At 73.2% G+C, this 21562-nt stretch carries 22 protein-coding genes; 9 read left to right on the top strand and 13 right to left on the bottom strand.

The window, feature by feature from the left end:
• Positions 1-42 precede the first annotated feature (42 nt).
• From HNR10_RS30610 to HNR10_RS30600, 3 genes are all read right to left on the bottom strand, one after another.
• The gene (locus HNR10_RS30610) at positions 43-1500 is read right to left on the bottom strand and encodes an FAD-dependent oxidoreductase (RefSeq protein WP_179829424.1); all 1458 of its coding nucleotides are present in this window, start codon (positions 1498-1500) and stop codon (positions 43-45) included.
• A gap of 82 nt (positions 1501-1582) precedes the next feature.
• Positions 1583-3676 carry a molybdopterin oxidoreductase family protein gene (locus HNR10_RS30605; RefSeq protein WP_179829423.1) on the bottom strand — a complete coding sequence of 698 codons (2094 nt, stop codon included), beginning with the start codon at positions 3674-3676 and terminating at the stop codon, positions 1583-1585.
• Complete coding sequence (locus tag HNR10_RS30600; protein WP_179829422.1) at positions 3673-5067, bottom strand: MFS transporter; 1395 nt, start codon at positions 5065-5067, stop codon at positions 3673-3675. The genes HNR10_RS30605 and HNR10_RS30600 overlap by 4 nt, the downstream gene beginning before the upstream one ends.
• Before the next feature lie 254 nt (positions 5068-5321).
• Between HNR10_RS30600 and HNR10_RS30595 the strand changes: the two genes are divergently transcribed.
• A complete protein-coding gene (locus tag HNR10_RS30595; protein WP_179829421.1) occupies positions 5322-6614 on the top strand; it encodes a Gfo/Idh/MocA family protein in 1293 nt (430 codons plus the stop codon).
• A 7-nt stretch (positions 6615-6621) separates the two neighbouring features.
• On the opposite strand, the gene HNR10_RS30590 is transcribed toward HNR10_RS30595, so the two are convergent.
• The gene (locus HNR10_RS30590; protein ID WP_179829420.1) at positions 6622-7077 is read right to left on the bottom strand and encodes an Lrp/AsnC family transcriptional regulator; all 456 of its coding nucleotides are present in this window, start codon (positions 7075-7077) and stop codon (positions 6622-6624) included.
• A gap of 80 nt (positions 7078-7157) precedes the next feature.
• Here HNR10_RS30590 and HNR10_RS30585 point away from each other — a divergent pair, with 80 nt between their 5' ends.
• The gene (locus HNR10_RS30585; protein ID WP_246406492.1) at positions 7158-7598 is read left to right on the top strand and encodes a DUF2000 domain-containing protein; all 441 of its coding nucleotides are present in this window, start codon (positions 7158-7160) and stop codon (positions 7596-7598) included.
• Between the two features lie 86 nt (positions 7599-7684).
• Here HNR10_RS30585 and HNR10_RS30580 read toward each other — a convergent pair whose 3' ends face one another.
• The 3 genes from HNR10_RS30580 to HNR10_RS30570 all read right to left on the bottom strand — a co-directional run bounded on the left by HNR10_RS30580 (position 7685) and on the right by HNR10_RS30570 (position 9864).
• Positions 7685-8248: a hypothetical protein gene (locus HNR10_RS30580; RefSeq protein WP_179829419.1), complete on the bottom strand. Its 564-nt coding sequence runs from the start codon at positions 8246-8248 to the stop codon at positions 7685-7687.
• A 50-nt stretch (positions 8249-8298) separates the two neighbouring features.
• Positions 8299-8646 (bottom strand): DoxX family protein, encoded by a 348-nt coding sequence (locus HNR10_RS30575; protein ID WP_179829418.1) that lies wholly within the window; start codon positions 8644-8646, stop codon positions 8299-8301.
• Between the two features lie 204 nt (positions 8647-8850).
• Entirely contained in the window at positions 8851-9864 is a 1014-nt protein-coding gene (locus tag HNR10_RS30570) for a LacI family DNA-binding transcriptional regulator (RefSeq protein WP_179829417.1), read from the bottom strand.
• 163 nt (positions 9865-10027) lie between these two features.
• Between HNR10_RS30570 and HNR10_RS30565 the strand changes: the two genes are divergently transcribed.
• Together HNR10_RS30565 and HNR10_RS30560 are read left to right on the top strand one after the other, a co-directional pair.
• Positions 10028-11002: a nucleoside hydrolase gene (locus HNR10_RS30565; RefSeq protein ID WP_179829416.1), complete on the top strand. Its 975-nt coding sequence runs from the start codon at positions 10028-10030 to the stop codon at positions 11000-11002.
• A gap of 31 nt (positions 11003-11033) precedes the next feature.
• Positions 11034-12365, top strand: a complete 1332-nt coding sequence (locus tag HNR10_RS30560) for a NupC/NupG family nucleoside CNT transporter (protein WP_179829415.1) — start codon at positions 11034-11036, stop codon at positions 12363-12365.
• A 44-nt stretch (positions 12366-12409) separates the two neighbouring features.
• Here HNR10_RS30560 and HNR10_RS30555 read toward each other — a convergent pair whose 3' ends face one another.
• Entirely contained in the window at positions 12410-12943 is a 534-nt protein-coding gene (locus HNR10_RS30555; protein ID WP_179829414.1) for an NUDIX domain-containing protein, read from the bottom strand.
• A 154-nt stretch (positions 12944-13097) separates the two neighbouring features.
• Between HNR10_RS30555 and HNR10_RS30550 the strand changes: the two genes are divergently transcribed.
• Positions 13098-13913 (top strand): NAD(P)H-binding protein, encoded by an 816-nt coding sequence (locus tag HNR10_RS30550; protein ID WP_179829413.1) that lies wholly within the window; start codon positions 13098-13100, stop codon positions 13911-13913.
• A 74-nt stretch (positions 13914-13987) separates the two neighbouring features.
• On the opposite strand, the gene HNR10_RS30545 is transcribed toward HNR10_RS30550, so the two are convergent.
• Entirely contained in the window at positions 13988-14761 is a 774-nt protein-coding gene (locus HNR10_RS30545) for a MerR family transcriptional regulator (RefSeq protein ID WP_179829412.1), read from the bottom strand.
• Between the two features lie 116 nt (positions 14762-14877).
• On the opposite strand from HNR10_RS30545, the gene HNR10_RS30540 reads away from it, so the two are divergent.
• The gene (locus HNR10_RS30540; RefSeq protein ID WP_179829411.1) at positions 14878-15690 is read left to right on the top strand and encodes a thioesterase family protein; all 813 of its coding nucleotides are present in this window, start codon (positions 14878-14880) and stop codon (positions 15688-15690) included.
• Positions 15691-15765: 75 nt separating this feature from the next.
• On the opposite strand, the gene HNR10_RS30535 is transcribed toward HNR10_RS30540, so the two are convergent.
• Positions 15766-16611, bottom strand: a complete 846-nt coding sequence (locus HNR10_RS30535) for an NmrA family NAD(P)-binding protein (protein ID WP_179829410.1) — start codon at positions 16609-16611, stop codon at positions 15766-15768.
• Positions 16608-17033, bottom strand: a complete 426-nt coding sequence (locus HNR10_RS30530) for a nuclear transport factor 2 family protein (protein ID WP_179829409.1) — start codon at positions 17031-17033, stop codon at positions 16608-16610. Before HNR10_RS30530 ends, HNR10_RS30535 begins: the two co-directional genes overlap by 4 nt.
• Positions 17034-17122: 89 nt before the next feature.
• On the opposite strand from HNR10_RS30530, the gene HNR10_RS30525 reads away from it, so the two are divergent.
• The 3 genes from HNR10_RS30525 (at position 17123) to HNR10_RS30515 (ending at position 19742) form a co-directional block, all read left to right on the top strand.
• A complete protein-coding gene (locus HNR10_RS30525) occupies positions 17123-17752 on the top strand; it encodes a TetR/AcrR family transcriptional regulator (protein WP_179829408.1) in 630 nt (209 codons plus the stop codon).
• Positions 17753-18016: 264 nt separating this feature from the next.
• Positions 18017-18610, top strand: coding sequence for a hypothetical protein (locus tag HNR10_RS30520; RefSeq protein WP_179829407.1), 594 nt, complete (start codon positions 18017-18019; stop codon positions 18608-18610).
• Positions 18611-18809: 199 nt separating this feature from the next.
• Positions 18810-19742, top strand: a complete 933-nt coding sequence (locus tag HNR10_RS30515) for a PrsW family glutamic-type intramembrane protease (protein ID WP_179829406.1) — start codon at positions 18810-18812, stop codon at positions 19740-19742.
• Positions 19743-19939: 197 nt separating this feature from the next.
• Here HNR10_RS30515 and HNR10_RS30510 read toward each other — a convergent pair whose 3' ends face one another.
• Together HNR10_RS30510 and HNR10_RS30505 are read right to left on the bottom strand one after the other, a co-directional pair.
• Positions 19940-20827 carry a metal ABC transporter permease gene (locus tag HNR10_RS30510; RefSeq protein WP_179829405.1) on the bottom strand — a complete coding sequence of 296 codons (888 nt, stop codon included), beginning with the start codon at positions 20825-20827 and terminating at the stop codon, positions 19940-19942.
• Positions 20815-21561: a metal ABC transporter ATP-binding protein gene (locus HNR10_RS30505; RefSeq protein WP_179829404.1), complete on the bottom strand. Its 747-nt coding sequence runs from the start codon at positions 21559-21561 to the stop codon at positions 20815-20817. Before HNR10_RS30505 ends, HNR10_RS30510 begins: the two co-directional genes overlap by 13 nt.
• Position 21562 lies beyond the last annotated feature (1 nt).

The following is a 21562-nucleotide window of genomic DNA, read 5'->3' as shown; positions in this document are numbered from 1 at the left end:
GCCCGCCGCCGTGGCTGTGCGGCGGGCACCGGTGGGCGCGGGTCAGCTCACCGGCGCGGCGTCGCTGGAGTCCAGGCCCGCGAGCAGCGCGTTGACGTCGCGCACGCATCCGCCGCACCCGGTGGTGGCGCGGGTGGCCGTGGCGATGGCGTCGCGGTCGCGGGCCCCGTCCAGCCACGCCTGCTCGATGTCGGTGCGGGTGACCGCGTTGCACCGGCACACCAGGGCCTCGGGGGTGCCCGGGGCGTCCTGCTGGGGGGCGGCCGTGGGCAGCCCCTGGACCAGGGCCAGGCGGTCGGCGGGCACGGGGGCGCCGGTGTCGTGCAGCTGGGAGACGGTGGCGGCGGCCTCGGGGAAGCCGAGCAGGACGGCGCCCACCACCTTGTCCTGGTGCACGACGAGCTTGGCGTAGCGGCCTCCGTGGGCGTCGCTGACGGTGACGGTCTCCAGGCCGGGTGCGTCGTCGTCCTCGTGCACCTGTCCGAAGGAGGTCAGTTCGATCCCCTGGGCCTTGAGGCGGGTGAGGGGGCTGGAGCCGGTGTAGCGGGCCTGGGGGTCGGTGCCGGTCAGGCGCCGGGCCAGGACGGCGGCCTGTTCCCAGCCGGGCTGGACGAGGCCGGCGCCGCCGCCGGTGTGCTGGGCGCAGTCGCCGATGGCGTGCACGCGCGGGTCGGAGGTGCTCAGGAAGTCGTCGACCAGGATGCCGTGCTCGACCTCGATCCCGGCGTCCTTGACGAGTTCGGTGTTGCCGCGCACCCCGGCGGTGACGACCAGGACGTCGCCGGGCAGGACGCGTCCGTCGTCCAGTTCCAGGCCGGTGCCCGGGACCCAGCGCGAGGCCACCCGCCAGGAGTGCACGGTCACGCCCAGGTCCTCGTAGAGGCGGCCCAGGATCTTCGCGGCGGGCTTGTCGATCTGGCGGCGCATGATCCAGGGCGAGGACTCCACGACCGAGACCCGGGCGCCGCGCCCGGCCAGGCCGCGTGCGGCCTCCAGGCCCAGGACGCCTCCGCCCAGCACCACCACGGGGGCGCCGGGGCGCACCAGGGAGAGCAGGCGCTCGCAGTCGGCCAGATCGCGCAGGGCGGTCACGCCCTCGCCCGGGCGCCCGTCCTTGGCCGAGACGCCGGTGACGGGCGGGAAGGAGGCGCGGGCGCCGGTGGCCATGACGAGTTCGTCGTAGGGCAGCTGGGAGCCGTCGTCCAGGGTGAGGGTGCGCTGGGCGGTGTCCAGGGCGGTGGCGGTCAGGCCGGTGCGGACGGTGACGCCGGGGGTTTCGGGCACGGGCAGGCGGATCTGTTCGGGGGTGTAGTCGCCCGCGACCACGCCTGAGAGCAGGACGCGGTTGTAGGCGGGGTGGGGTTCGGTACCGATGACGGTGACGTGGACGCGCCGCCCCTCGGGGTCGAGCCTGGCGGTCTCCTCGGCGAAGCGGGCGCCGACCATCCCGTTGCCGACGACCACGATCTGGCGCGGGGACGCGCCCTGCACGGTGCTCAACTACTGCCTCCAGGTGGGTGGGTGTGGGCGTCCCGGGCGGCGTCGGCCGGGTCTGGTGGGACGGGGTGGGCGGGTGCGGTCCTCAAGGGGCGGGTGCGGGTTCGAGCCGCACGGCGCTGACCTTGAACTCGGGCATGCGGCTGGTGGGGTCCAGGGCGGGGTTGGTGAGGTTGTTGGCGCTGTGTTCGCCGCCGAAGTGGAAGGGCAGGAACACCGTGTCCAGGCGGGCGGTGTGGTCGATGCGCACCCGGGCGCGGGTGTGTCCGCGCCGGGAGGAGACGGTGGCCCACTCCCCGGCCGCGAGTCCGGCGCGGGCGGCGGTGTCGGGGTGGACCTCCACGTACACCTCGGGTTCGGCCGCGCTCAGTTCGCGCACGCGGCGGGTCTGGGCGCCGGACTGGTAGTGGCCCATGAGGCGGCCGGTGGTGGCCAGCAGCGGGTACTCGGCGTCGGTCTCCTCGGCGGGGGGCCGGTGGGCGACCGCGACGAAGCGCGCCAGCCCGTCGGGGTGGGCGAAGGCGTCCAGGAACAGGCGCGGTGTGGGGGCGGACCCGGGCAGCACGGGCCAGTACAGGGCCTCGCCGTCGGCCAGGCGCTCGGGGGTGGCGCCGGAGTAGTCGGCCGCTCCCCCGGCCGAGGCACGGCCCAGTTCGGCCAGGACGGTGTCGGGGTCGGTGGGGAAGCGTTCGGAGGGCTGGCCGAGGCGGGTGGCCAGCGCGGAGAGCACCTCCAGGTCGGTGCGTACGCTCTGGGGGGGTGCGGTGGCGCGGTTGCGGCGCAGGATGCGGCCTTCGAGGTTGGTCATGGTGCCCGACTCCTCGGCCCACTGGGCCACGGGCAGGACGACGTCGGCCATCGCGGCGGTCTCGGAGAGCACGAAGTCGGCGGCGACCAGGAAGTCCAGGGAGGCCAGGCGTGATCGCACCCGTTGCGAGTCGGGGGCCGAGACCAGGGGGTTGGAGCCGAACAGCAGCATGGCGCGCGGCCCGCCGCCCTCGCCCAGGGCGTCCAGGAGTTCGAAGGCCGAGCGGCCGGGCCCGGGCAGGGTGTCGGGGTCCACTCCCCACACGTCGGCCACGTGCGCGCGGGCGTCGGGGTCGGCGATCTTGCGATAGCCGGGCAGCTGGTCGGCCTTTTGTCCGTGCTCGCGTCCGCCCTGGCCGTTGCCCTGGCCGGTGATGCACCCGTAGCCGGAGCCCTGGCGGCCGGGCAGGCCCAGGGCCAGGGCCAGGTTGATCCACGCCGAGACGGTGTCGGTGCCCTTGGCGTGCTGTTCGGTTCCGCGTCCGGTGAGGATGTAGGCGGATCGGTTGCGGGCGGCCCGCCCGAGCAGGTCGGCGGCGGCGCGGATGCGTGCGGCGGGCACCCCGGTGACCTGTTCGGTGCGTTCGGGCCACCAGGCGGCGGCGTGCTCCCAGGCCCGGTCGAAGCCGGTGGTGCGGCGGTCGAGGTAGTCGTCGTCGGCCCAGCCCTGGATGCGGGCGGCGTGCAGGAGCCCCAGGGCCAGGGCCAGGTCGGTGCCGGGGCGGGGCGCCAGGTGCACGCCGCCGTTGTCCAGGGCGACGCGGGCGGTGGCCGAGCGGCGCGGGTCGATGACGATCAGGGTGGGTGCGGAGAGGTGGCCCATCATGGGCGGCATGGTCTCGGCGGGGTTGGCGCCGGCCAGCAGGACCACCTCGGCCTGGCCGACGTCGGTGAGCGGGAAGGGCATCCCGCGGTCGAGCCCGAAGGCCTTGGTGGAGCCGGCCGCGGCCGAGGACATGCAGAACCGGCCGTTGTAGTCGATCTGGGAGGTCGCCAGGGCCAGGCGGGCGAACTTGCCCAGGGTGTAGGACTTCTCGTTGGTCAGGCCGCCGCTGCCGAACACCGCCACCGTGTCGGGACCCGACTCCGCCCTCAGGGCGAGCAGGCGTTCGGCGATGTGGTCAAGGGCGGTGTCCCAGTCCACCTCGGTGAGCGGGGAGCCGCGGTCCTTGCGCATCAGCGGTCGGGTGAGGCGGTCGGGCACGGTGAGCACCTCTGCGGAGGTCCACCCCTTGCGGCACAGGCCTCCCCGGTTGGTGGGGAAGTCCGCCGGGCGGGCGGCGAGCCGTCCGTCTGGTCCGGGTTCCAGGTGCATGGCGCACTGCAGGGCGCAGTAGGGGCAGTGGGTCTGGGTGCTCGTGCCGTGGGTCATCGTGCGACGGTCTCCGTGGTGCCGGTCGGGGTGGTGGTGGAGGCGGTGGCCGCGGGGGTGCGCATGTAGACGGCGTAGGTGATGATCGCGCACACCGTGTAGAAGGCGAGGAAGGCGAGGAAGCCGGGGGCGGCCGACTCGGTGGCGCGGAAGGACTCGCGGAAGACGAGGTTGATGGCGACGCCGCCCATGGCGCCCATCGCGCCGATCAGGCCGAGCATGGAGCTGGCGATGCGCTTGTTGTAGGCCAGGGTCTCCTCGCGGGGGGCGCCCTGGGCGATGGCGTTCTGGGCCTTGGCGGCGTAGATGGAGGGGATCATCTTGTAGGTGGAGCCGTTGCCGATGCCGGTCAGGACGAACACGACGCAGAAGGCGCCGATGAACACGGCCAGGGAGTCGGCGTTGATGGCGGCCACGACCACGCCGGTGCCGGCGACCATGGCGACGAAGTTCCACAGGGTCACGCGGGCGCCGCCGAAGCGGTCGGCCATCTTGCCGCCGATCGGGCGGATGAGCGAGCCGATCGTGGGGCCGAGGAAGGTGATGGAGGCGGCCTGCAGGGGTTCGAGGCCGAACTGGTTCTGCAGCAGCAGGCCGAAGGCGAACCCGAAGCCGATGAAGGATCCGAACGTGCCGACGTAGAGGAAGGACATGATCCAGAAGTGGCGGTCCTTGGTGGCGGCGAGCTGGGCGGAGGCGTCGCTGCGGGCACCGGCGAGGTTGTTCATGTGGCGGATCGCGACCCAGATCGCCAGCAGGATGAACGGCACGTAGAACAGCGGGACGAAGTGTCCGCCCTGTGCGGTGAAGAGCGCGATGACGCCGAGGCCGACGAGCTGGACGGTGGCCACGCCGATGTTGCCGCCGCCGGCGTTCATGCCCAGGGCCCACCCCTTCTCCTTCTCGGGGAAGTAGAAGTTGATGTTGGCCATGGAGGAGGAGAAGTTGCCGCCGCCGATGCCGGCGATGGCCGCCAGGACCAGGAAGAGCCAGTAGGGCGTCTGCGGTGCCTGGATGAGGAAGACCGCCAGGCCGGTGGGGACCAGCAGCATCGTGGAGGAGATGATCGTCCAGTTGCGGCCGCCGAAGAAGGGCACGGCCAGGGTGTAGGGCACCCGCAGGACCGCGCCGACGAAGGCGACCACCGACACCAGCAGGAACTTCTGCTCGGGCGCCCAGTCGAACCCGGTGGCGGGGGTCATGAACAGGACCAGCACCGACCAGATGCTCCAGATGGAGAAGCCGATGTGCTCGGAGAAGATCGAGGCCCACAGGTTGCGCTGGGCGACCGGGCGCCCCTTCTCCCGCCAGAACGTCTCGTTCTCGGGATCCCAGTCGGTGATCCAGCTCTTGCCCGTGCGGGCGGCGCGTTGGCCAGTCTCGGGGGTCACGGCCGGGCCTTCCTGTTCGACGGTTGGTGACAAAACCGAAGGTAGGAAGCTTGCGTGTCCGCGACATGTCCAGCCGTAACACGCAAGAAACAGTCGCCTCACCCAGAGCGGCCGACGGCGGTGAGAACCCCATGTTACGGGCGTTGTCAGCGGTGTGGCACACGCGTTTCGCATCCGGTGTGGTGTTGCACACGGTGGCGCCGTCGAGGCGCTATCGTGCCGAACCGGGGACCGGAGCCGATCGGAGACGCGCGATGGATCACGTCAACCTCACCGACCACCTGGGGGCGGCGCTGGGGCGCCCGCTCACGCTCGCCGTGGTGGGGGCCGGGGCCCGGGGGCGCGCCTACGCGCGCATGGCCGCCGACACCGGGGCGGCCCGGGTGGTGGCCGTCGCCGAGCCGGACCGGGCGCGGCGCGAGGACCTGGCGCACGCCTTCGGGATCAGCGGTGACCACGCCTTCACCGGCTGGGCGGAGCTGGCCGCCCGCCCGCGTCTGGCCGACGCCGCCGTCGTGGCGACCCTGGACCACGACCACCTGGGCGCCGCCACCGCGCTGGCCGGGGCCGGTTACGACCTGCTGCTGGAGAAGCCCGTGGCCACCACCGAGGCGGACTGCGACGCGATCGGGCGGGCCGTGGAGCGGGCCGGTGTGACGGCGGCCGTGTGCCACGTGCTGCGCTACACCCCCTACACCAGCGCGCTCAGGGCGCTGGTGGAGTCCGGTGCGATCGGGGAGGTCGTCAGCGTCCAGCACCTGGAGCCGGTCGGCCACGCCCACTTCGCGCACTCCTACGTGCGGGGCAACTGGCACGACGAGCGCACCTCGGGTTTCAGCCTGCTCACCAAGAGCTGCCATGACGTGGACTGGCTCGCCTACCTGGTCGGGCGGCCCGTGGCCAGGGTGTCATCCTTCGGCGGCCTGCACCACTTCCGGCCCGAGCACCGCCCGGCCGGGGCGGCGGATCGGTGCGTGCACTGCCCCCGGCAGGTGGAGGCCGCCTGCCCGTACTCGGCGGCGCGCATGTACCGCGACGGGCTGCGCGAGGACAGCCCGCACCGGCATTTCACCCAGGTGATGGCCGGAGAGCTCACCAGCGAGGCCGTGGAGCGCGCCTTGCGCCACGGCGACTACGGCCGGTGCGTGTACGGCGGCCACAACGACGTCGCCGACCACCAGGTCGTCAACCTGGAGTTCGACGGCGGCGCCACCGCCTCGTTCACGATGACGGCCTTCACCCCGATGGAGGACCGCCGCACGACGGTGTTCGGCACGCGTGGGCAGGTCACCGGCGACGGCCGCCACGTCCACCACTTCGACTTCCTGACCGGGCGGACCACGACCACCGACACCTGGGAGCGGGCCCCCGAGGGGCCGGACGGGCACGGCGGGGGTGACGCGGGCCTGGTGGCCGCTTTCGTGGCGGCCCTGCACCAGGGGCGGCCGGAGCTGATCCGCTCCGGCCTGGCCGAGAGCATCGCCACGCACCGGGTGGTGTTCGCCGCCGAGCGCGCCCGCCGCCAGGACAGGGTCGTCGTGCTGTGAGGGGCCCTCACTCCAGGGGCGCGTGCACGCTCTTGCGGGCGCTGTCGTAGATGATCTGGCTGCGGAAGCTCATCACCTCGCGGCGCTGGGTGAGCCGGTCGATGAGGAAGCTGTGCAGCGTGTCCAGTGAGGGCAGGGACACGTGCACGAGGAAGTCCTGTTCGCCGGCCACCACGTAGACCGCCAGGACCTCGGGCAGTGCGAACATCGCGGCCTTGAAGCCCTCGATCACCTGGCGGCTGGGCGGGCGCAGTTGCACCGAGATGAACGCCTCGACCACACGGTTGAGCGCCGCCGGGTCGATGTCGGCGTGGTAGCCGCGGATGACGCCGCGCCGCTGGAGCAGGCGCACCCGCTCCAGGCAGGTGGAGGGCGCGATGCCCAGCCGTCCGGCCAGTGCGCGGTTGGTCTGGCGCGCATCCGTTTGGAGTTCGCGCACGATCGCCGAATCAAGTTCGTCCATACGGGTGAGCCTACGCTCATGTCGGAATTTCGTTCGGACCCAGGCCGCAGGTTCCGCGCGTATGCCTAGTGTCAGGACCCATGACACAGCAGATGAACGAGGAAAAGGCCGCGCGTCCGTCCACCAAGGTGGTCGTCGTCCTGCGCGAGGACCTGGAGGCTCCGCTGGCGGCCAACGCGGGCGCGGTGCTGGGCCTGGCCCTGGGCGGGCGCCTGGAGAACTCGGTGGCGGCCGACGGCAAGGACGCCGGCGGCGGCGTCCACGCGGGGCTCAACCCGCACCCCGTGCCGATGCTGGCCGCCTCGGGCCGGGCCCTGCGCACCCTCAAGGCCGAGGCCGACGGGCGCGGGGTCACGGTGGTCGGGTTCAACGAGGTGGCCCGCCGCTCCCGCGACTACGTGTCCTATCTGGACGCGCTGGCCCGGACCGGGCCCGAGGAGGTGGAGTACGTGGGGCTGGCCCTGTACGGGCGGCGCGCCGACGTCAACAAGATCACCCGGCGCCTGCCCCTGCTGCGCTGAGGGGCGGGCGCCGGCACGGGCCGGTCCCCTGGCGGCGTGCCCGGCCGTGCCCGCGCGGGCACGCCACCCCCGCCGGGCGCCGGGGGTCAGCCCGCGCGGCGCCCGGCCAGGGCCGCCAGCTCCGCGAGGGAGGTGACCCGTTCGACCTCGGCGTCGGTGAGGCGGTCGATCATCGCCCGGTAGGCCTGGGCCTGCGCGGTGGTGGGCAGGCGCCCGGCGTGCACCTCGGGCAGCCCCAGCTCGAACCCGCACACGGCCCGCGGCGGGTGTCGGTGCGGGTGGCGGCTCACCGACCAGGCCACGCGCAGGGCGTGCTCGTTGCCGGGCGGGACGCCGGGCCGGTCGTGCTCGCGGGCGGCGTAGCGGTGGCCGTCGGCCGCGTCGCAGGGGTCGCAGCCCCGTGCGCCCGACCCCAGCGCCCGCCCGCACTCGGGACAGTCCAGCCGCTGCAGGGCGGCGTCCACCACGCGCCAGTCGAACAGGTCGGGTTCGGCCGCCACCAGGCGGGCCAGGTCGGTCTCCTCGTCGCCGCCGGGAGCCACGGCCCACCGCGCGCACGTGCGCGACCAGGCCCGCTCCACCTGCGCGGCGACGTCGGCCAGGGCGTGGGCCACGTCGGCGCCGCGCCGGTGGTCGGGTGTGGCTTCCATGCCCGTACGGTAACCGGCCGGCGCGCGGTGGAGCGAGCCGTTTTCGCGGCTCAGACCGCCGCGCCCAGCACCGCGGCGGCGACCACCGGGGCCGCGTACAACAGCGGGGCGGCGACGTGGGCGTACACGCGGGCGCGGAGCACGGTGATGACCGCGCCGGTGAAGTACAGGCACAGGCCGATCGTGGCGAGCAGTCCGATCACCGGCACGAACAGGCCCACCAGCAGGCCGACCGCGCCGGCGGCCTTGGCGGTGCCCAGCCAGAGCATCCAGGACTCGGGGACGCCGTAGTCGGTCAGGGGCCCGGTGACCCACGGGGCGCGGGCGAAGACGCAGACGGCGGAGAAGCCGACGAAGGCGGCGGCCAGGACGGTGGTGATGACGTGGGCGTCGTACATGGGAGTGCTCCAAAGGCGGTGTCGTGGTCCCCTGTCACCGCCTTGAACCCCGCCCGGCGCGCGGGTGTGACGGCTCGGCGCAAGCCGTCTTCACATGTGGCACAGGTCACGCCACGGCTTCGCCCGCTCCTCCGGGGCGCCGCTCCCCCGGTGCCGCGGCGGTGACGGCGCCGGGCCCGTGGCCGACGGCGGCCGCGTCCGCCGTCACTCCCGCGTGGTCCCCGGCGCGCTGGAGGCGCGTACGACCAGCTCGGGCGCGAGGCGGATCGCGTGGTGGGGCCGGTCCGTGTGCTCGCTCAGGCGCTGGTCGAGCAGCCGCACCGCCTCCTCGGCGAGCCCGGTGACGGGCTGGCGGACGGTGGTCAGGGCGGGTTCGGCCAGGGAGGCGATCGCGACGTCGTCGAACCCGGTGACGGCGACCTCGCCAGGGATGTCCGCCCCCATCCGGCGCAGCTGCTGCATCGCGCCCACCGCGATCAGGTCGTTGGCGCAGACCACGGCGTCGGGGCGCGAGGGCCACACGCGCTCGGCCGCGGCGCGCCCCCACTCCACGGAGAAGTCGCCGAGCTCGACGCGTTCGGCGCCCGCGGGGTCCAGGGCCGCGACCCCGTTGCGGTAGGCGGTGCGCCGTTCCACGGCCGCGGAGTCGGTGCCGGCCGAGCCCAGGAAGCACACGCGCCGGCGGCCGGTGCCGGCCAGGTGGTCCAGGACCAGGGCCATGCCCGCGGTGTTGTCCACGGCCACGGAGTCGGCGACGTCGGTGCCGCAGCGGCGGTCGAGCTGGACCAGGGGTGTGCGCTGGGCCCCGGCGGCCACCGCCGCCCGGCTGTGGGCCTCGTGGACGGGGATGACCAGCAGGGCGTCCACCTGCCGGTCCAGCAGCGCGCTGATGCGCGAGGCCTCCAGCTCCGGGTCGTCGTCGCAGTCGGCGATCAGCAGGCCGCGCCCGCGGCTGTGGAGGGCGTGCTCCACACCGCGCACGAGCATGGGGAAGAACGGGTTGGTGATCTGGGGCAGGACCAGGCCGATGGTCCCGGTCGAACGGCTGCGCAGGGCGCGGGCCACCTGGTTGGGGCGGTAGCCCAGGCGCTCGGCGGCCGCCCGGACCTTGCGGTCGGCCTGGGCCCCCACGGTGCGGGTGCCGCCCAGGACCCGGGAGACGGTGGCGATCGAGTAGCCCGACTCCCGCGCCACATCGCGCAGCGTCACCTCTGGCATGTGCGGACCCCTCACCGTGAACGAGTAGCTGTGGGTAAACGTTATCACCGTCACATCCGCCAAGACAGTCGCCTGTGGCCTCGGCTTTTCTCGACCCCGGATTGACATGAGCCAGATCACCGAGCAACGTGTGTGAGAACGTTTACCGACAGAGAGGTGTGCCGTGGCACCCGCACCGATCGTGCTCGACAGCGATCCCGGCCTGGATGACGCCGTCGCACTGCAGTACCTGCTCGGCACCGGGCTGTGGGACCTGAAGGCCTACACCGCGGTGGGCGGCAACGCCCCGGTGGACCGGGCCTTCCGCAACGCCCGCGGCCTGGCGCGGGCCTTCGGCATCGACGGTGACGTCCCGGTCCACCGGGGCGCCGGCCGCACCGTCAGCCGGGTCGTGAGCGACTCGGGCTTCCACGGACCCACCGGGCTGGGCGAGGAGGAGCTCCCCGACTCCACGGCGCCCGAGCAGGAGGAGTCGGCGGCCGCCGCGCTCCTGCGGCTCTCGCACCGCCACGAGGGCGAACTGACCGTCGTGGCCACCGGGCCGCTCACCAACGTCGCCGCCGCGCTCCTGCAGGACCCGGGCCTGGCCCGCCGGGTGCGCCGCCTGGTCTTCATGGGCGGAGCCGCCCGGGTGCCGGGCAACTGCACCCCGCTGGCCGAGTTCAACGTCTGGGCCGACCCGGACGCGGCCGACATCGTGGTCTCCAGCGGCATCCCGTACACGATGGTCGGCCTGGACGCCACCCACGGCTGGCGCTTCACGCACCAGGACCTGGCCCGGCTCGACGCCGCGGGCCCGGGCCAGGAGATGACCGCCCGCTTCATGCGCACCTACCTGCGGGCCTACGAGACCAACCACGGGGACGGCTCCTGCCCCCTGCACGACCCGCTGGCGGTCGGCGTGGCGGCCGAGGAGTCCTTCGTCACCACCGCCACCGGCACGGTCGTCGTGGAGTGCGCGAGCGAGCTGGGCCGCGGCCAGACCGTGTTCCTGGCCCAGGACAAGGCCGAGCGCTACTCCTACCCGCCGCACATCCTGGACCGCACCCGCCACACGGGCCGGGTGGCCCTGGGAACCGGGCCGCGCGACTTCAGCACCCACTTCACCGAGACCCTGCTACGCCGTCCCAGCCTCTGACCGGCCGGGCGCACACGAGCGAGAGAGAACCATGAACATACTCTGGGGCCTGGGCGGTATGGCCGCCCTGATGGCCATCGCCGTCGCGTTCTCCAGCGACTGGCGCGCGATCAAGCCGCGCACGGTCCTGGGCGCGCTGGCCATGCAGCTGGCCATCGGTGTCCTGGTCCTGTACTGGGAGCCGGGGCAGCGCGCGCTCGCCTGGGCCTCACAGGGGGTCGGCGCGGTCATCCACGCCTCCGACGCCGGGATCGACTTCCTGTTCGGCGACCTGGTGGCGGGCGAGGGCATGGTCTTCGCCCTCCAGGTGCTGCCCGTGGTGATCTTCGTGGCCTCCCTGGTCGCGGTGCTCTTCCACCTGGGCATCATGCAGAGGGTCATCAACGTCATCGGCGGCGCCCTGCAGTGGGTGCTGGGCACCAGCCGGGCCGAGTCGATGAACGCCGCCGCGAACGTGTTCGTGGGCCAGTCCGAGGCGCCGCTGTTCATCCGCCCCTACCTGGCCAGGATGACCCGCTCGGAACTGTTCGCCGTGATGGTCGGCGGCGTCTCGACCGTGTCCGGGACGGTGCTGCTGGGCTACTCGCTGCTGGGAGCGCGGCTGGACTACCTGATCGCGGCCAGCTTCATGGCCGCCCCGGCGGCGCTGCTGATGGCCAAGATCATCATCCCCGAGACCGAGCGGGCCGAGACCGCGGTCGGCGTGACTGATTCCGAGCGGGCCGGCGGCGCGGGCGCGGCGCCCGCCCCGGCCGAGGTCCCCGGGGGTGTGTCGGTCCAGGCGAAGGACGGCGGGCAGGCCACCGAGGAGGCTGCCGAAGAGGGGCAGGAGGCCGGGCAGGACAGGCCGCGCAACGTCATCGACGCCGCCGCCCGGGGCGCGGCGGACGGCCTGAAGCTGGCGGCGACCATCGGCGCCATGCTGCTGGCGTTCATCTCGCTGGTCGCCCTGCTCAACCTGATCCTGGGCGCGGTCGGCGGACTGTTCGGCGCGCCGGACCTGAGCTTCCAGCAGCTCATCGGCTACGTGTTCGCCCCGGTCATGACGCTGATCGGCGTGCCGTGGAGCGAGGCGGTCGCCTCGGGCGGCTTCGTGGGGCAGAAGATCGTGCTCAACGAGTTCGTGGCCTTCGTCGACTTCGCTCCGCAGATCGAGGACTTCAGTCCCAAGACCGCGGCGATCACCACCTTCGCGCTGACGGGGTTCGCCAACCTCGGCTCGCTGGCGATCCTGCTGGGCGGGGTCGGCAGCCTGGTCCCCGGGCGCAGGGGCGAGATCGCCGAACTGGGCCTGCGGGTGATCCTGGCCGGAACCCTGGCCAACCTGATGAGCGCCGCGATCGCGGGCATGCTCATCGGCTGAGCCCGCCGGACCGCCCGCGGCCCCGACGGGGCCTGCTCGCCTCCTCAGGGCCGCGGGCGGGTGGCGTACAGGTACAGCAGGGCGTTCATCGACGTGCCGCTGACCAGCGTGCGCTCCCGGACCAGGTCCGGTACCCGTGCCAGCGGCAGCCAGGTGATCCGCTCGGACTCCCAGTGGTCGGTGGGGGCGCCCACGCGTTCGGCGGAGTCGGCCACGAAGACGTGGTGCTCGCTGTCGGTGAGGCCGTTGGAGGGCTGGGCGTACAGCAGCGGGCGCAGGGGGCCGGGCCGCCAGCCGGTCTCCTCCTCGGTCTCGCGGGCCGCGGCCGCCATCGTGCTCTCCCCCGGCAGGACCCCGCCCATGGGGATCTCATAGCCCCAGGTGTCGGTGATGAACCGGTGCCGCCACAGCAGCAGCACGCGGTCCTGGTCGTCGCACACCACGGCCCCCGCACCGGGCGGGCGGCGCAGCAGGCGGTGGGCGATGCGCCGGCCTCCGGGCAGTTCGACCTCGGCGATCCGCAGGTCGATCCAGGGGTCGGTGTAGAGCGACTTCTCCGAATGGACGGTCCAGCGCACAGGCGGTCTCTCCCTCAGGCGGATGCGTGGACCCACCGGGCGCCCACGGCACTGCCTCTCCCGTGCCCCGGATCGGGCGCCGCCACGCGCGTCGAGGGGCCACGGCCCGTCGCGGGTCGTCGCGAATGTCGGCCGCGGATGCTTGGGTGGTCGTATGAGTGAACAACCGATTCTCGTGCTGGGCGCCACCGGGACGACCGGGCGGCGGGTGGCCGAACTCCTGGGCGCGCAGGGCCGTCCCGTGCGGGCGGCCTCACGGCGCGGCAGGGTGCCCTTCGACTGGTCGGAGCCCGAGACCTGGCAGGGGGCGCTGGACGGGGCGGGCGCTGTGTACCTGATGGCGCCGGACGGGGTCCCGGTGGACCCGGAGTTCGTGAGGCTGGCGGTGGACCAGGGCGTGCGGCGCCTGGTGCTGCTGTCGAGCCGGGCGATCGAGGAGATGGGCGACGAGCGGTTGCTGGCGGCCGAGCGCACGGTGCGCGAGAGCGGCGCGGAGTGGACCGTGCTGCGCTGCGACTGGTTCGACCAGAACTTCGACGAGGGGTTCTTCCGCGAGTCCGTGCGGGCGGGGCGGATCACCCTGCCGGTGGTCGGGGTGCGGCAGGCGTTCGTGGACGCGGCCGACATCGCCGCGGTGGCGGCCGCGGCCCTGACCACGGACGGGCACGCGGGGCGCGTGTACGAGGTCACGGGTCCGCGGGCGCTGACCTTCGGCGAGGCCGCCGAGGCGATCAGCGGCGCGGCCGGGTACCCGGTGGATTTCCAGGGCGATCCCGAGGAGTTCGTGCGCGAGCAGGTCGCCGCGGGCCTGGCGGAGGAGGAGGCGCGCGGCGCCGTGGAGGCGTTCGCCGCGCTGCGGGCGATGGGCGACGCCGAGCCCAGCGAGGACGTGCTGCGCGTGACGGGGCGGGCGCCCAGGGACTTCGCGGCCTACGCCGCCGACGCGGCCCCGGCCTGGCGCGACTACTAGGAGGTGCCCGGGGTGCGCCAGGGGCGGCGGGCAGTGGCCGGGGCCGGTGGGGCCGCGTGCGGCGCGGTGGCCGCTCAGCGCTCTTCGCGCGCCTCCTGGCGGTCGGCGTTGGCGGCGAAGGCCTCGCGCAGGTAGGCGCTCAGGCCCTGGGCGTGGGCGTCGATCGTGGCGGTGAAGCGCTCGTCGTCCACGTACAGCCGTCCCAGGCCGCGGTGGATCGGGGTGGTGCAGTCGTAGAACCAGCGGGTGATGTGCTCGCGGTGCCGTTCGGCCAGGTCCATGGCGGCTTCGCCGTCGGCGGGAGCCCCCTCGGACAGGAGCCCGGCCAGGGCGCGGTAGATCCCGGCGGCCTCGGCGTTGTGCCGCTCCCAGTCGGCCCTGGTGTAGGAGGCGACGCGTCGCTGGGACCGGGCGTACTCCTCGCCGCCGCCCCAGCGGCGCCGGGCCTCCTCGGCGTGGGCGTCCACGTCGAAGTCGCCGAAGAGTTCGAGTCGTTCCTCGGCGGTCAGGTCGAGTTCCATGGTGTCGGCCTCCATCAGGTGTTCGAGGCCGCGTGCGATCGCGCGCAGCCGTTCGATGCGTTCGGTCACCAGCTCGTGCTGGCGGGCCAGGTGGGCACGGGTGTCGGCGCCGGGGTCGTCGAGGATCTCGGCGATCCGGTCCAGTCCGAAGCCGAGTTCGCGGTAGGTGAGGATCTGGCGGAGCCGCTCCACGTCCTCGTCGCTGTAGCGGCGGTAGCCCGACGCGGTGCGTCCGGCGGGCACCAGCAGCCCGATCTGGTCGTAGTGGTGCAGTGTTCGCACGGTCTGCCCGCTCATCCGCGCGACCTCGCCGACGGTGTGTCCCAACGGTCTCCCTCACTGGTGGTGACGTGTGCACGACGCTAGGGCCTGACGCCGCGTGAGGGTCAAGCAGTGGAGGACTCGGTGCGCCACGCCGACCTACTGGCGAGTAACATGAAGGCATGAGCCTTGATCCATCCGCCGCCGAGTTCGAGTACGACCGGGACACCCGCGTCGACAAGCGCGACGACGGCGCGTTCACAGCCACCCTCACCGACGGCTGGACCACCTTCACCACCCACCCCAACGGCGGCTACGTCCTGGGCACCGCGCTCAACGCGCTGGGCCAGACCCTCAGCCAGCCCGACCCCCTGGTCGCCTCCGCCTTCTTCCTGCGCCCGGCCGCCCCCGGCCCCGCCGACATCCGTACCCGGACCATCCGCGAGGGCCGCCGCACGGCCACCGGCGAGAGCGTCCTGGAGCAGGGCGGCAAGGAGATCGTGCGCGCCACCGCCACCTACGGCGACCTGGCCCCCGACCCCGCGGCCCGCGTCCTGGCCCTGGAGGGCCCGCCGCGGCTGCCCGCGCCCGAGGACTGCCCCGTGCTGCCGGAGTTCGACCGCCCCGAGGGCGTGAGCATCGCGCACCGCGTGGACTACCGCTTCCCCGACCGGCCCCGCTGGCTGGACGGCCACAAGGACGGCCGCCCGCACAACGAGTTCTGGATGCGCTTCGCCGACGGCCGCCAGGCCGACACGGGGTCGCTGGCGGCCATGGTGGACTTCGCCATCCCCGCCGTCCTGGAGATCGGTGAGTTCAGCACCATCACCGTCGAGCTGACCGTGCACGTGCGCGCCAGGCCCGCCCCGGGGTGGCTGGCGTGCCGCGTCTACACCAAGCACGTCGCCGGCGGCCTGCACGAGGAGGACATGGAGATCTGGGACTCCAGCGGCACACTGGTGGCCCAGGCGCGCCAGCTCGCCATGCTGGTCTGAGCCGCGCCGCTCCCGCCGTGGGGGCCGCCGACCGCTACCCGGTCGGCGGCCCCCACGCGTGTGGTGGGTCGGATCTCACCCGGCCCCGGCCTCCCGTGCGGCGACGGCGCGGAAGCCGTTCGGCGGGCGGCCGGTCAGGCGCCGGACCGTGTCGGTGGTGCGGTCCTCCGCGCCCTCGGCGATGGCCAGGTCCATGCCGGCCAGCAGCGCCGCGAACTCCGGCGGTACCTGTCGCGCGAGGCGGTCGCACATGGCCTGGTGGCTCACACGGGTGTGGACCACGGGCCGGCCGGTGGTCTCGGTCATGATCGCGGCGACGTCGTCGTAGCTCAGCGCCTCCGGTCCGGTCAGGACCAGGTCGGTGTCGGGGGCGCGGTCGTCGGTCAGGGCGCGCACGGCGACGGCGGCGATGTCGTCGGCGTCCACGAAGGCGACCCGGCCCTCACCGGTCGCGGTCCAGAGGGTGCCGTGCTCGCGGATCGTGGCGGCGTGGGCGTGCGCGCCCGTGAAGTTCTGCATGAACCAGGAGGGCCGCAGCACGGCCCAGGACTCGAACAGGGCGGGCAGGGCACTGTGCACCCGGCCCACGCCCGGGCCGCCCTCGGGCAGGGCCGAGGAGCTGAGCAGGACCGCGCGGTCCACGCCGGCGGCGCGGGCCCGGCGCAGGAAGGGCAGCATGACCGCGGCGGGGTCGGTCTCGCCCACGGGCGGGACGAGGTAGAGGCGGTCGGCGCCCTCCAGCGCGGCGCCGTGGGTGGAGGGGTCGTACCAGTCGAAGCGGACCGGTTCGGCGTCCGGGACCGGTGTGGCGCGGCGGCTCGCGGCCCTGACGCGGTGGCCGGCGGCGGTCAGCCGCGCCGCGGTGCGCGAGCCGGTGGTCCCGGTGGCGCCGATGACCAGGGTGGCGGGGGTGTCGGTCATCGGGTGCCCCCGGCGAAGTCGGCTCCGGGTTCGGCCACGGCGAGCGGGCTCCAGTAGTCGCGGTAGGCGGTGAAGCGCCCTTCCCGAGCGGTGACGACGGCGATGTAGGTCGTGTCGAAGGGGGCGCCGGTCCTCACCAGGCGGCCCACGCCGCGCATCTCGACCACGATCGTGGCGGGATCGGTGGTCCGGTGGACGGTCAGGTCGGGGAAGTCGTGCAGGTCGATGTGCTCGGGGTAGGGACGCATGTAGTCGGCGATGGCCGTCCTGCCCTCCAGGCGCTTCGGCCGGCCCGGTGGTGCGAAGGGGAACTCCATGACGCCGTCCTCGGCCCACAGGCCGATCCATCCGGTGATGTCCTTGTCCAGCAGTCGGCACAGGCCCTCGCGGAACAGGTCCGCGGGGCGGGTGTGGGTGGTCATGGGTGTGGTGCTCCATCCAGTAGAATCCGGACCCGAGGTCCACTTGGACAATACGGACCAGAGGTCCGTTTTGCAACCGGAGGAGTCGCGTGCCCGAACCCAGATCCCGCAAGGACGCGGCCCGCAACCGCGCGGCCGTCCTCGCCGCCGCCGACACCCTGTTCACCGACCGCGCGAGCGCCGAGGACGTCACCATGGCGGACGTCGCGACGGCGGCCGGCGTCGGTAAGGGAACGCTCTTTCGGGCGTTCGGTGACCGCACGGGGCTGATCCGGGCGCTCTTCCAGGCGCGCCAGGAGCCGGTGCGCAGGGCCGTCGAGGAGGGGCCGCCGCCGCTGGGGCCCGGCGCCGCGCCGCTCCAGCGGATCCCGGCGCTGCTCGACGCCCTGCTGTGCTTCAAACTCGACAACCGCCACCTCGCTCTGGCCCTGGAGGACAGCGGCAGCCCCTACCAGGCAGAGCACTACGAGCGGTGGCACGCCCTACTCCGGGGCCTGCTCGAACAGGTCCCGGGCCTGGAGGACAGCGGCTTCACCGCCCACGCACTGCTGGCCGCGGTCCGCGCCGACCTCGTCGAGTACCTGGCGGGCCACGAGCACATGCCGCGGGAGCGGATGCGGGCACGGCTGGCGGGCTTCACGGCGCGCATCCTGGGCACCGGCCAGCCCTCGGAGCCGGCTGCCCCGCGCCCCGGCAGGGCCGCCGAGCGAACTCCGTGAGGTGAGCGTCGGATACCGACTCCAGGACGCCGACGGCGGTGGCCAGGGTCGCGGGACTGATGACTTGGCGCGGTCCGGCTTCGTGCTCGAACCCAGGCCGGCCCGGGGTGACGGCCGCGTTCCGGGCCCCGCCGGGACCCGCACCCGCGGAGAGCGAGGTCAACGCTTCGCCATGGTCGGCGTGTCACTTCCCCCCTGCGCGGAATCGGATGTCGTCTGAACCAATCTGAACCAAGACGTTTCGGACGAGGAGGTTCCACGGTGGTGGCACTGGAGACGGCTGCCGAACGCGCGGCACCGCGCTGGATCGCGATCGGTGTCGCGCTCGCGTTGATCGCCCTGGTGACCGCGGGGTGGTCGCTGGCCAACGCGGCGATACCCGGCACGAGCCCGGTCTCCTCCGGGCAGGAACTGGACCTGGGGGGAGACGGCACGACCCGTGCGGTGCTCGTCCTTGCCGACGACGGCTGGGGGGTGGACGTGAGCGCCTCCCACCCGGGGCAGTCCTACCGACTCGAACGCGCCTCCGCCGTGCTCGATGTCGTAAGGCCCGAGGACTGGGAGGCCGACCAGCCCGACATGGCCCAGCGGTGGCAGGGCGCGCGCGGGATCCTGCTCTCAGAGGACCTCTCCACCGAGGTGGGCGAGCCCGGACCGGTCGCCTCCGCCGACGGTACCGAGGGCTGGGCGGCGCACGTGAGCAGGTCCCGCGGGCCGGGAACCATGGTCGTGCTGCCCGCGCCGAGTTCTGGCTACGCGGTTCGGCTGCTACTCCAGGGCACGGACGGCGGTCCCGGCGTGACATCGGAGCAACTCGCGCACATGGTCACCTTCTCCGAGGAGGGCGTACATGGGTAGGGCTCAGCGCGAACCCGGATCGTCGGAAACTGCGGCGATCGGGGTCCCGACCCAGGGGAGGCGTCCCGGAGGGACGGTTCCGTCGCCGAAGACGGGGAGGGGCAGGTCGGCCGTACCCGAACAGGTCGCGTTCGTCGTGATCGGCGTCGTCTGCCTGTTCACGTTCGGGTCGTTGGCGTACCGCATGTTCGGTGTCGCCGTGGCCTTCCCCGCGGTGTGGGTGAGCGCGTTCCTCGTCAGCGCCGCCGTGCTGGTGTTCGGGTACTGGCTTTTGCGCCGTATCCGGCCCGTGCGGGCGCCCGGGACGGCCGTGTCGCTGGTCGCCGTGGCCTGGGGCCTGTTCGCCGCGACCGGACTGGCACTGTTCGCCAACGTCGCGCTGGACGCCATCCTCGCCAAGGCGGCGGGTCCGCAGGCGTCGGATCTGTGGGGCGCGGCCGTCTCGGGACCGGTTGACGAGGAGATCCTCAAGCTCGCGGGCATCGTCCTCATCGCCGTCGCCTTTCCCTACGCTGTTCGGGGGCCCGTGGACGGATTCATCATCGGAGCGCTCGTTGGCCTTGGGTTCCAGGTGATGGAGAACCTCTTCATGGCGGTACAGGAAGTGACTGGGCACGGTGGCCTCGGCGGGGTCGAAGTAGTCGTGCAGTCGGCGATCGCGCGTGTCCTGATCACTGGATGGGGCACCCACTGGGCGCTTTCGGCCCTCACCGGAACGGCCGTGGGCCTGATCGCGGCGAAGGGCTGGCGACCGCCGCCGCGCACCGTCTCGGCCGCCCTGCTGTTGGTCGCGCTCGCCCTCGGAATGCACTCGTTCATCAACCTACCGATTCTCCAGGGAACCGGCGCAACGGGGTTCAAGGCGCTGGTCAACTTCGTGATCGTGATGACGCTGTACTTCACTCTGCGCCGCGCCTACCTGCGACGTTTCCGGGACGCGCTGGTGCTGGCGGGTGAGGAGAGCGGAATGGACCGCGACGCCTCCCTCGCGCAGGCCAGGCGGAGCGGACGGCGCAGGGCGCTGCGGCAGGCCTCCACGGCCGACCGGGCCGCCCTGGGCACCGAACAGGAACGTCTGGTGGGAGAGGCGGAGTCGCGTGCCTTCGAGCGGGCGGCCCACACCGGGGGGTAGCTGCCGGTTCCGCCTCGGGGCGGCGCGGCCCAGGGCCACCGGGGGAGGTCGACCCGGTGGCCGGCCATCCGCGGTGGGCCAGCCGGCCTCCCATACCTTGGCGCCATCCGCGTGCCCTTGGCGAATTTTCTGTGCGGGAACCGCAAAAGTGGAGGTCCAAGACATGGGTCGAGGCCCGGAGTCCGCTACTGGTCGGCCTAGGAGCCCGTGGCGGTCCGGGTCCGCGGCAGGCGCACCCGGCGGCGCCGGAGCACGCCCTGGCGGGGCGAGAACAGGTAGGCCGCGGTGAACGCCGCCGCCTGGGCGAGCACGATCGATCCGCCCGTGGACACGTTGAGGTGGAAGCTGGCGTACACCCCGGTCACGGCCGCCACCGCGGCCACGGTGGCGGCGATGGCCAGCATCCGCTCGAACCGGTCGGTGAGCAGGTAGGCGGTGGCGCCGGGGATGATGACCATGGCCACCACCAGGATGATGCCCACCGCCTGCAGGGCGATCACCACGGTGACCGACAGCAGACCGAGCAGCAGCGTCTCCAGCAGGCGCGGGTTGATGCCCACGGCGTGCGCGTGGACGGGGTCGAAGGCGTACAGGGTCAGGTCGCGGTGCTTGAACCACACCACCGCCAGGACCACGGCGGCCAGGACCAGGATCTGCCAGATCTCGGAGTCGGAGACGCCCAGGACGTTGCCGAAGAGGATGTGGCCCAGGTCGGTCTGGCTGGGGACCCGGGAGATGAGCACGAGCCCCAGGGCGAACATCGTCGTGAACACGACTCCGATGACGGCGTCCTCCTTGACCCGGGAGGTGCGGTTGACCACCCCGATCAGGGCGACCGACCCGGCGCCGAAGACCAGGGCTCCCACGGCGAAGGGCAGCCCGAACAGGAAGGACAGCACGACACCCGGCAGGACGGCGTGGGAGACGGCGTCGCCCATGAGCGACCAGCCCACCAGGGTCATCCAGCACGAGAGCACCGCGCACACCACGCCGGCGACGACGCCGACGAGCAGGGCGCGCTGGACGAACTCGAACTGCAGGGGCACCGTGAACCACTCCACGACGCCGGTGATCAGGGTGTCCACGGTGTTCCCTCCTCCTGGGCCGGGACGCCGAAGGCCGCCATGAGCGTCTCGGGGCGCAGGACCTCCTCGGGTGTGCCGCGGGCGACGACGTGGCGCTGGAGCAGGACCGCCTCGTCGCACAGGGCGGGCACCTGCGCCAGGTCGTGGGTGGAGACCAGCAGCGTGCGGCCGCCGTCGCGCAGTTGGAGCAGCAGTTCGGTGATGGTGGCCTCCGAGCGCTTGTCGACCCCGGCGAAGGGCTCGTCCAGGAGCAGCACGTCCGCCTCCTGGGCGATGGCGCGGGCGACGAAGGCGCGTTTGCGCTGGCCTCCGGAGAGCGCGCCGATCTGGCGGTCGGCCAGGTCGGTGAGGTCGGTGCGGGCCAGGGCGTGCTCGACGGCGCGGGTGTCGGCGGGGCGGGCACGGCGGCGCGCTCCCATGTGTCCGTAGCGGCCCATCATCACCACGTCGCGCACGCGGACGGGGAAGGCCCAGTCGACCTGTTCGGCCTGGGGGACGTAGCCGAGGAGTCCGCGGCGCCGGGCGGCGGTGCCGGTGCGCCCGAGGATGCGTACGCGGCCGCTGTCGGTGGGGACCAGGCCGAGGATGGTCTTGAACAGGGTGGACTTGCCGGAGCCGTTGGTGCCCAGCAGCCCGCAGACGCGGCCGGGGGCGACGGTGAGTCCGACGTCGTCCAGGGCCAGGACGTCGCCGTAGCGTACGGTGGCGCCCGTCACCTCGATGGCCGCGGTCATC

Origin of the sequence: Nocardiopsis aegyptia, from assembly GCF_013410755.1 — a bacterium.
Classification (GTDB): domain Bacteria; phylum Actinomycetota; class Actinomycetes; order Streptosporangiales; family Streptosporangiaceae; genus Nocardiopsis; species Nocardiopsis aegyptia.
This window is presented reverse-complemented; position numbering and strand designations above follow the sequence as displayed.

What these genes read in the sequence shown, in the direction of transcription:
- HNR10_RS30585 (WP_246406492.1), top strand. Translation starts at nt 7,158, where the DNA reads ATGACACAGCAGATGAACGAGGAAAAGGCCGCGCGTCCGTCCACCAAG.
- HNR10_RS30595 (WP_179829421.1), top strand. Translation starts at nt 5,322, where the DNA reads ATGGATCACGTCAACCTCACCGACCACCTGGGGGCGGCGCTGGGGCGC.
- HNR10_RS30580 (WP_179829419.1), bottom strand. Translation starts at nt 8,248, where the DNA reads ATGGAAGCCACACCCGACCACCGGCGCGGCGCCGACGTGGCCCACGCC.
- HNR10_RS30575 (WP_179829418.1), bottom strand. Translation starts at nt 8,646, where the DNA reads ATGTACGACGCCCACGTCATCACCACCGTCCTGGCCGCCGCCTTCGTC.
- HNR10_RS30560 (WP_179829415.1), top strand. Translation starts at nt 11,034, where the DNA reads ATGAACATACTCTGGGGCCTGGGCGGTATGGCCGCCCTGATGGCCATC.
- HNR10_RS30530 (WP_179829409.1), bottom strand. Translation starts at nt 17,033, where the DNA reads ATGACCACCCACACCCGCCCCGCGGACCTGTTCCGCGAGGGCCTGTGC.
- HNR10_RS30605 (WP_179829423.1), bottom strand. Translation starts at nt 3,676, where the DNA reads ATGACCCACGGCACGAGCACCCAGACCCACTGCCCCTACTGCGCCCTG.
- HNR10_RS30590 (WP_179829420.1), bottom strand. Translation starts at nt 7,077, where the DNA reads ATGGACGAACTTGATTCGGCGATCGTGCGCGAACTCCAAACGGATGCG.
- HNR10_RS30550 (WP_179829413.1), top strand. Translation starts at nt 13,098, where the DNA reads ATGAGTGAACAACCGATTCTCGTGCTGGGCGCCACCGGGACGACCGGG.
- HNR10_RS30505 (WP_179829404.1), bottom strand. Translation starts at nt 21,561, where the DNA reads ATGACCGCGGCCATCGAGGTGACGGGCGCCACCGTACGCTACGGCGAC.
- HNR10_RS30535 (WP_179829410.1), bottom strand. Translation starts at nt 16,611, where the DNA reads ATGACCGACACCCCCGCCACCCTGGTCATCGGCGCCACCGGGACCACC.
- HNR10_RS30540 (WP_179829411.1), top strand. Translation starts at nt 14,878, where the DNA reads ATGAGCCTTGATCCATCCGCCGCCGAGTTCGAGTACGACCGGGACACC.
- HNR10_RS30570 (WP_179829417.1), bottom strand. Translation starts at nt 9,864, where the DNA reads ATGCCAGAGGTGACGCTGCGCGATGTGGCGCGGGAGTCGGGCTACTCG.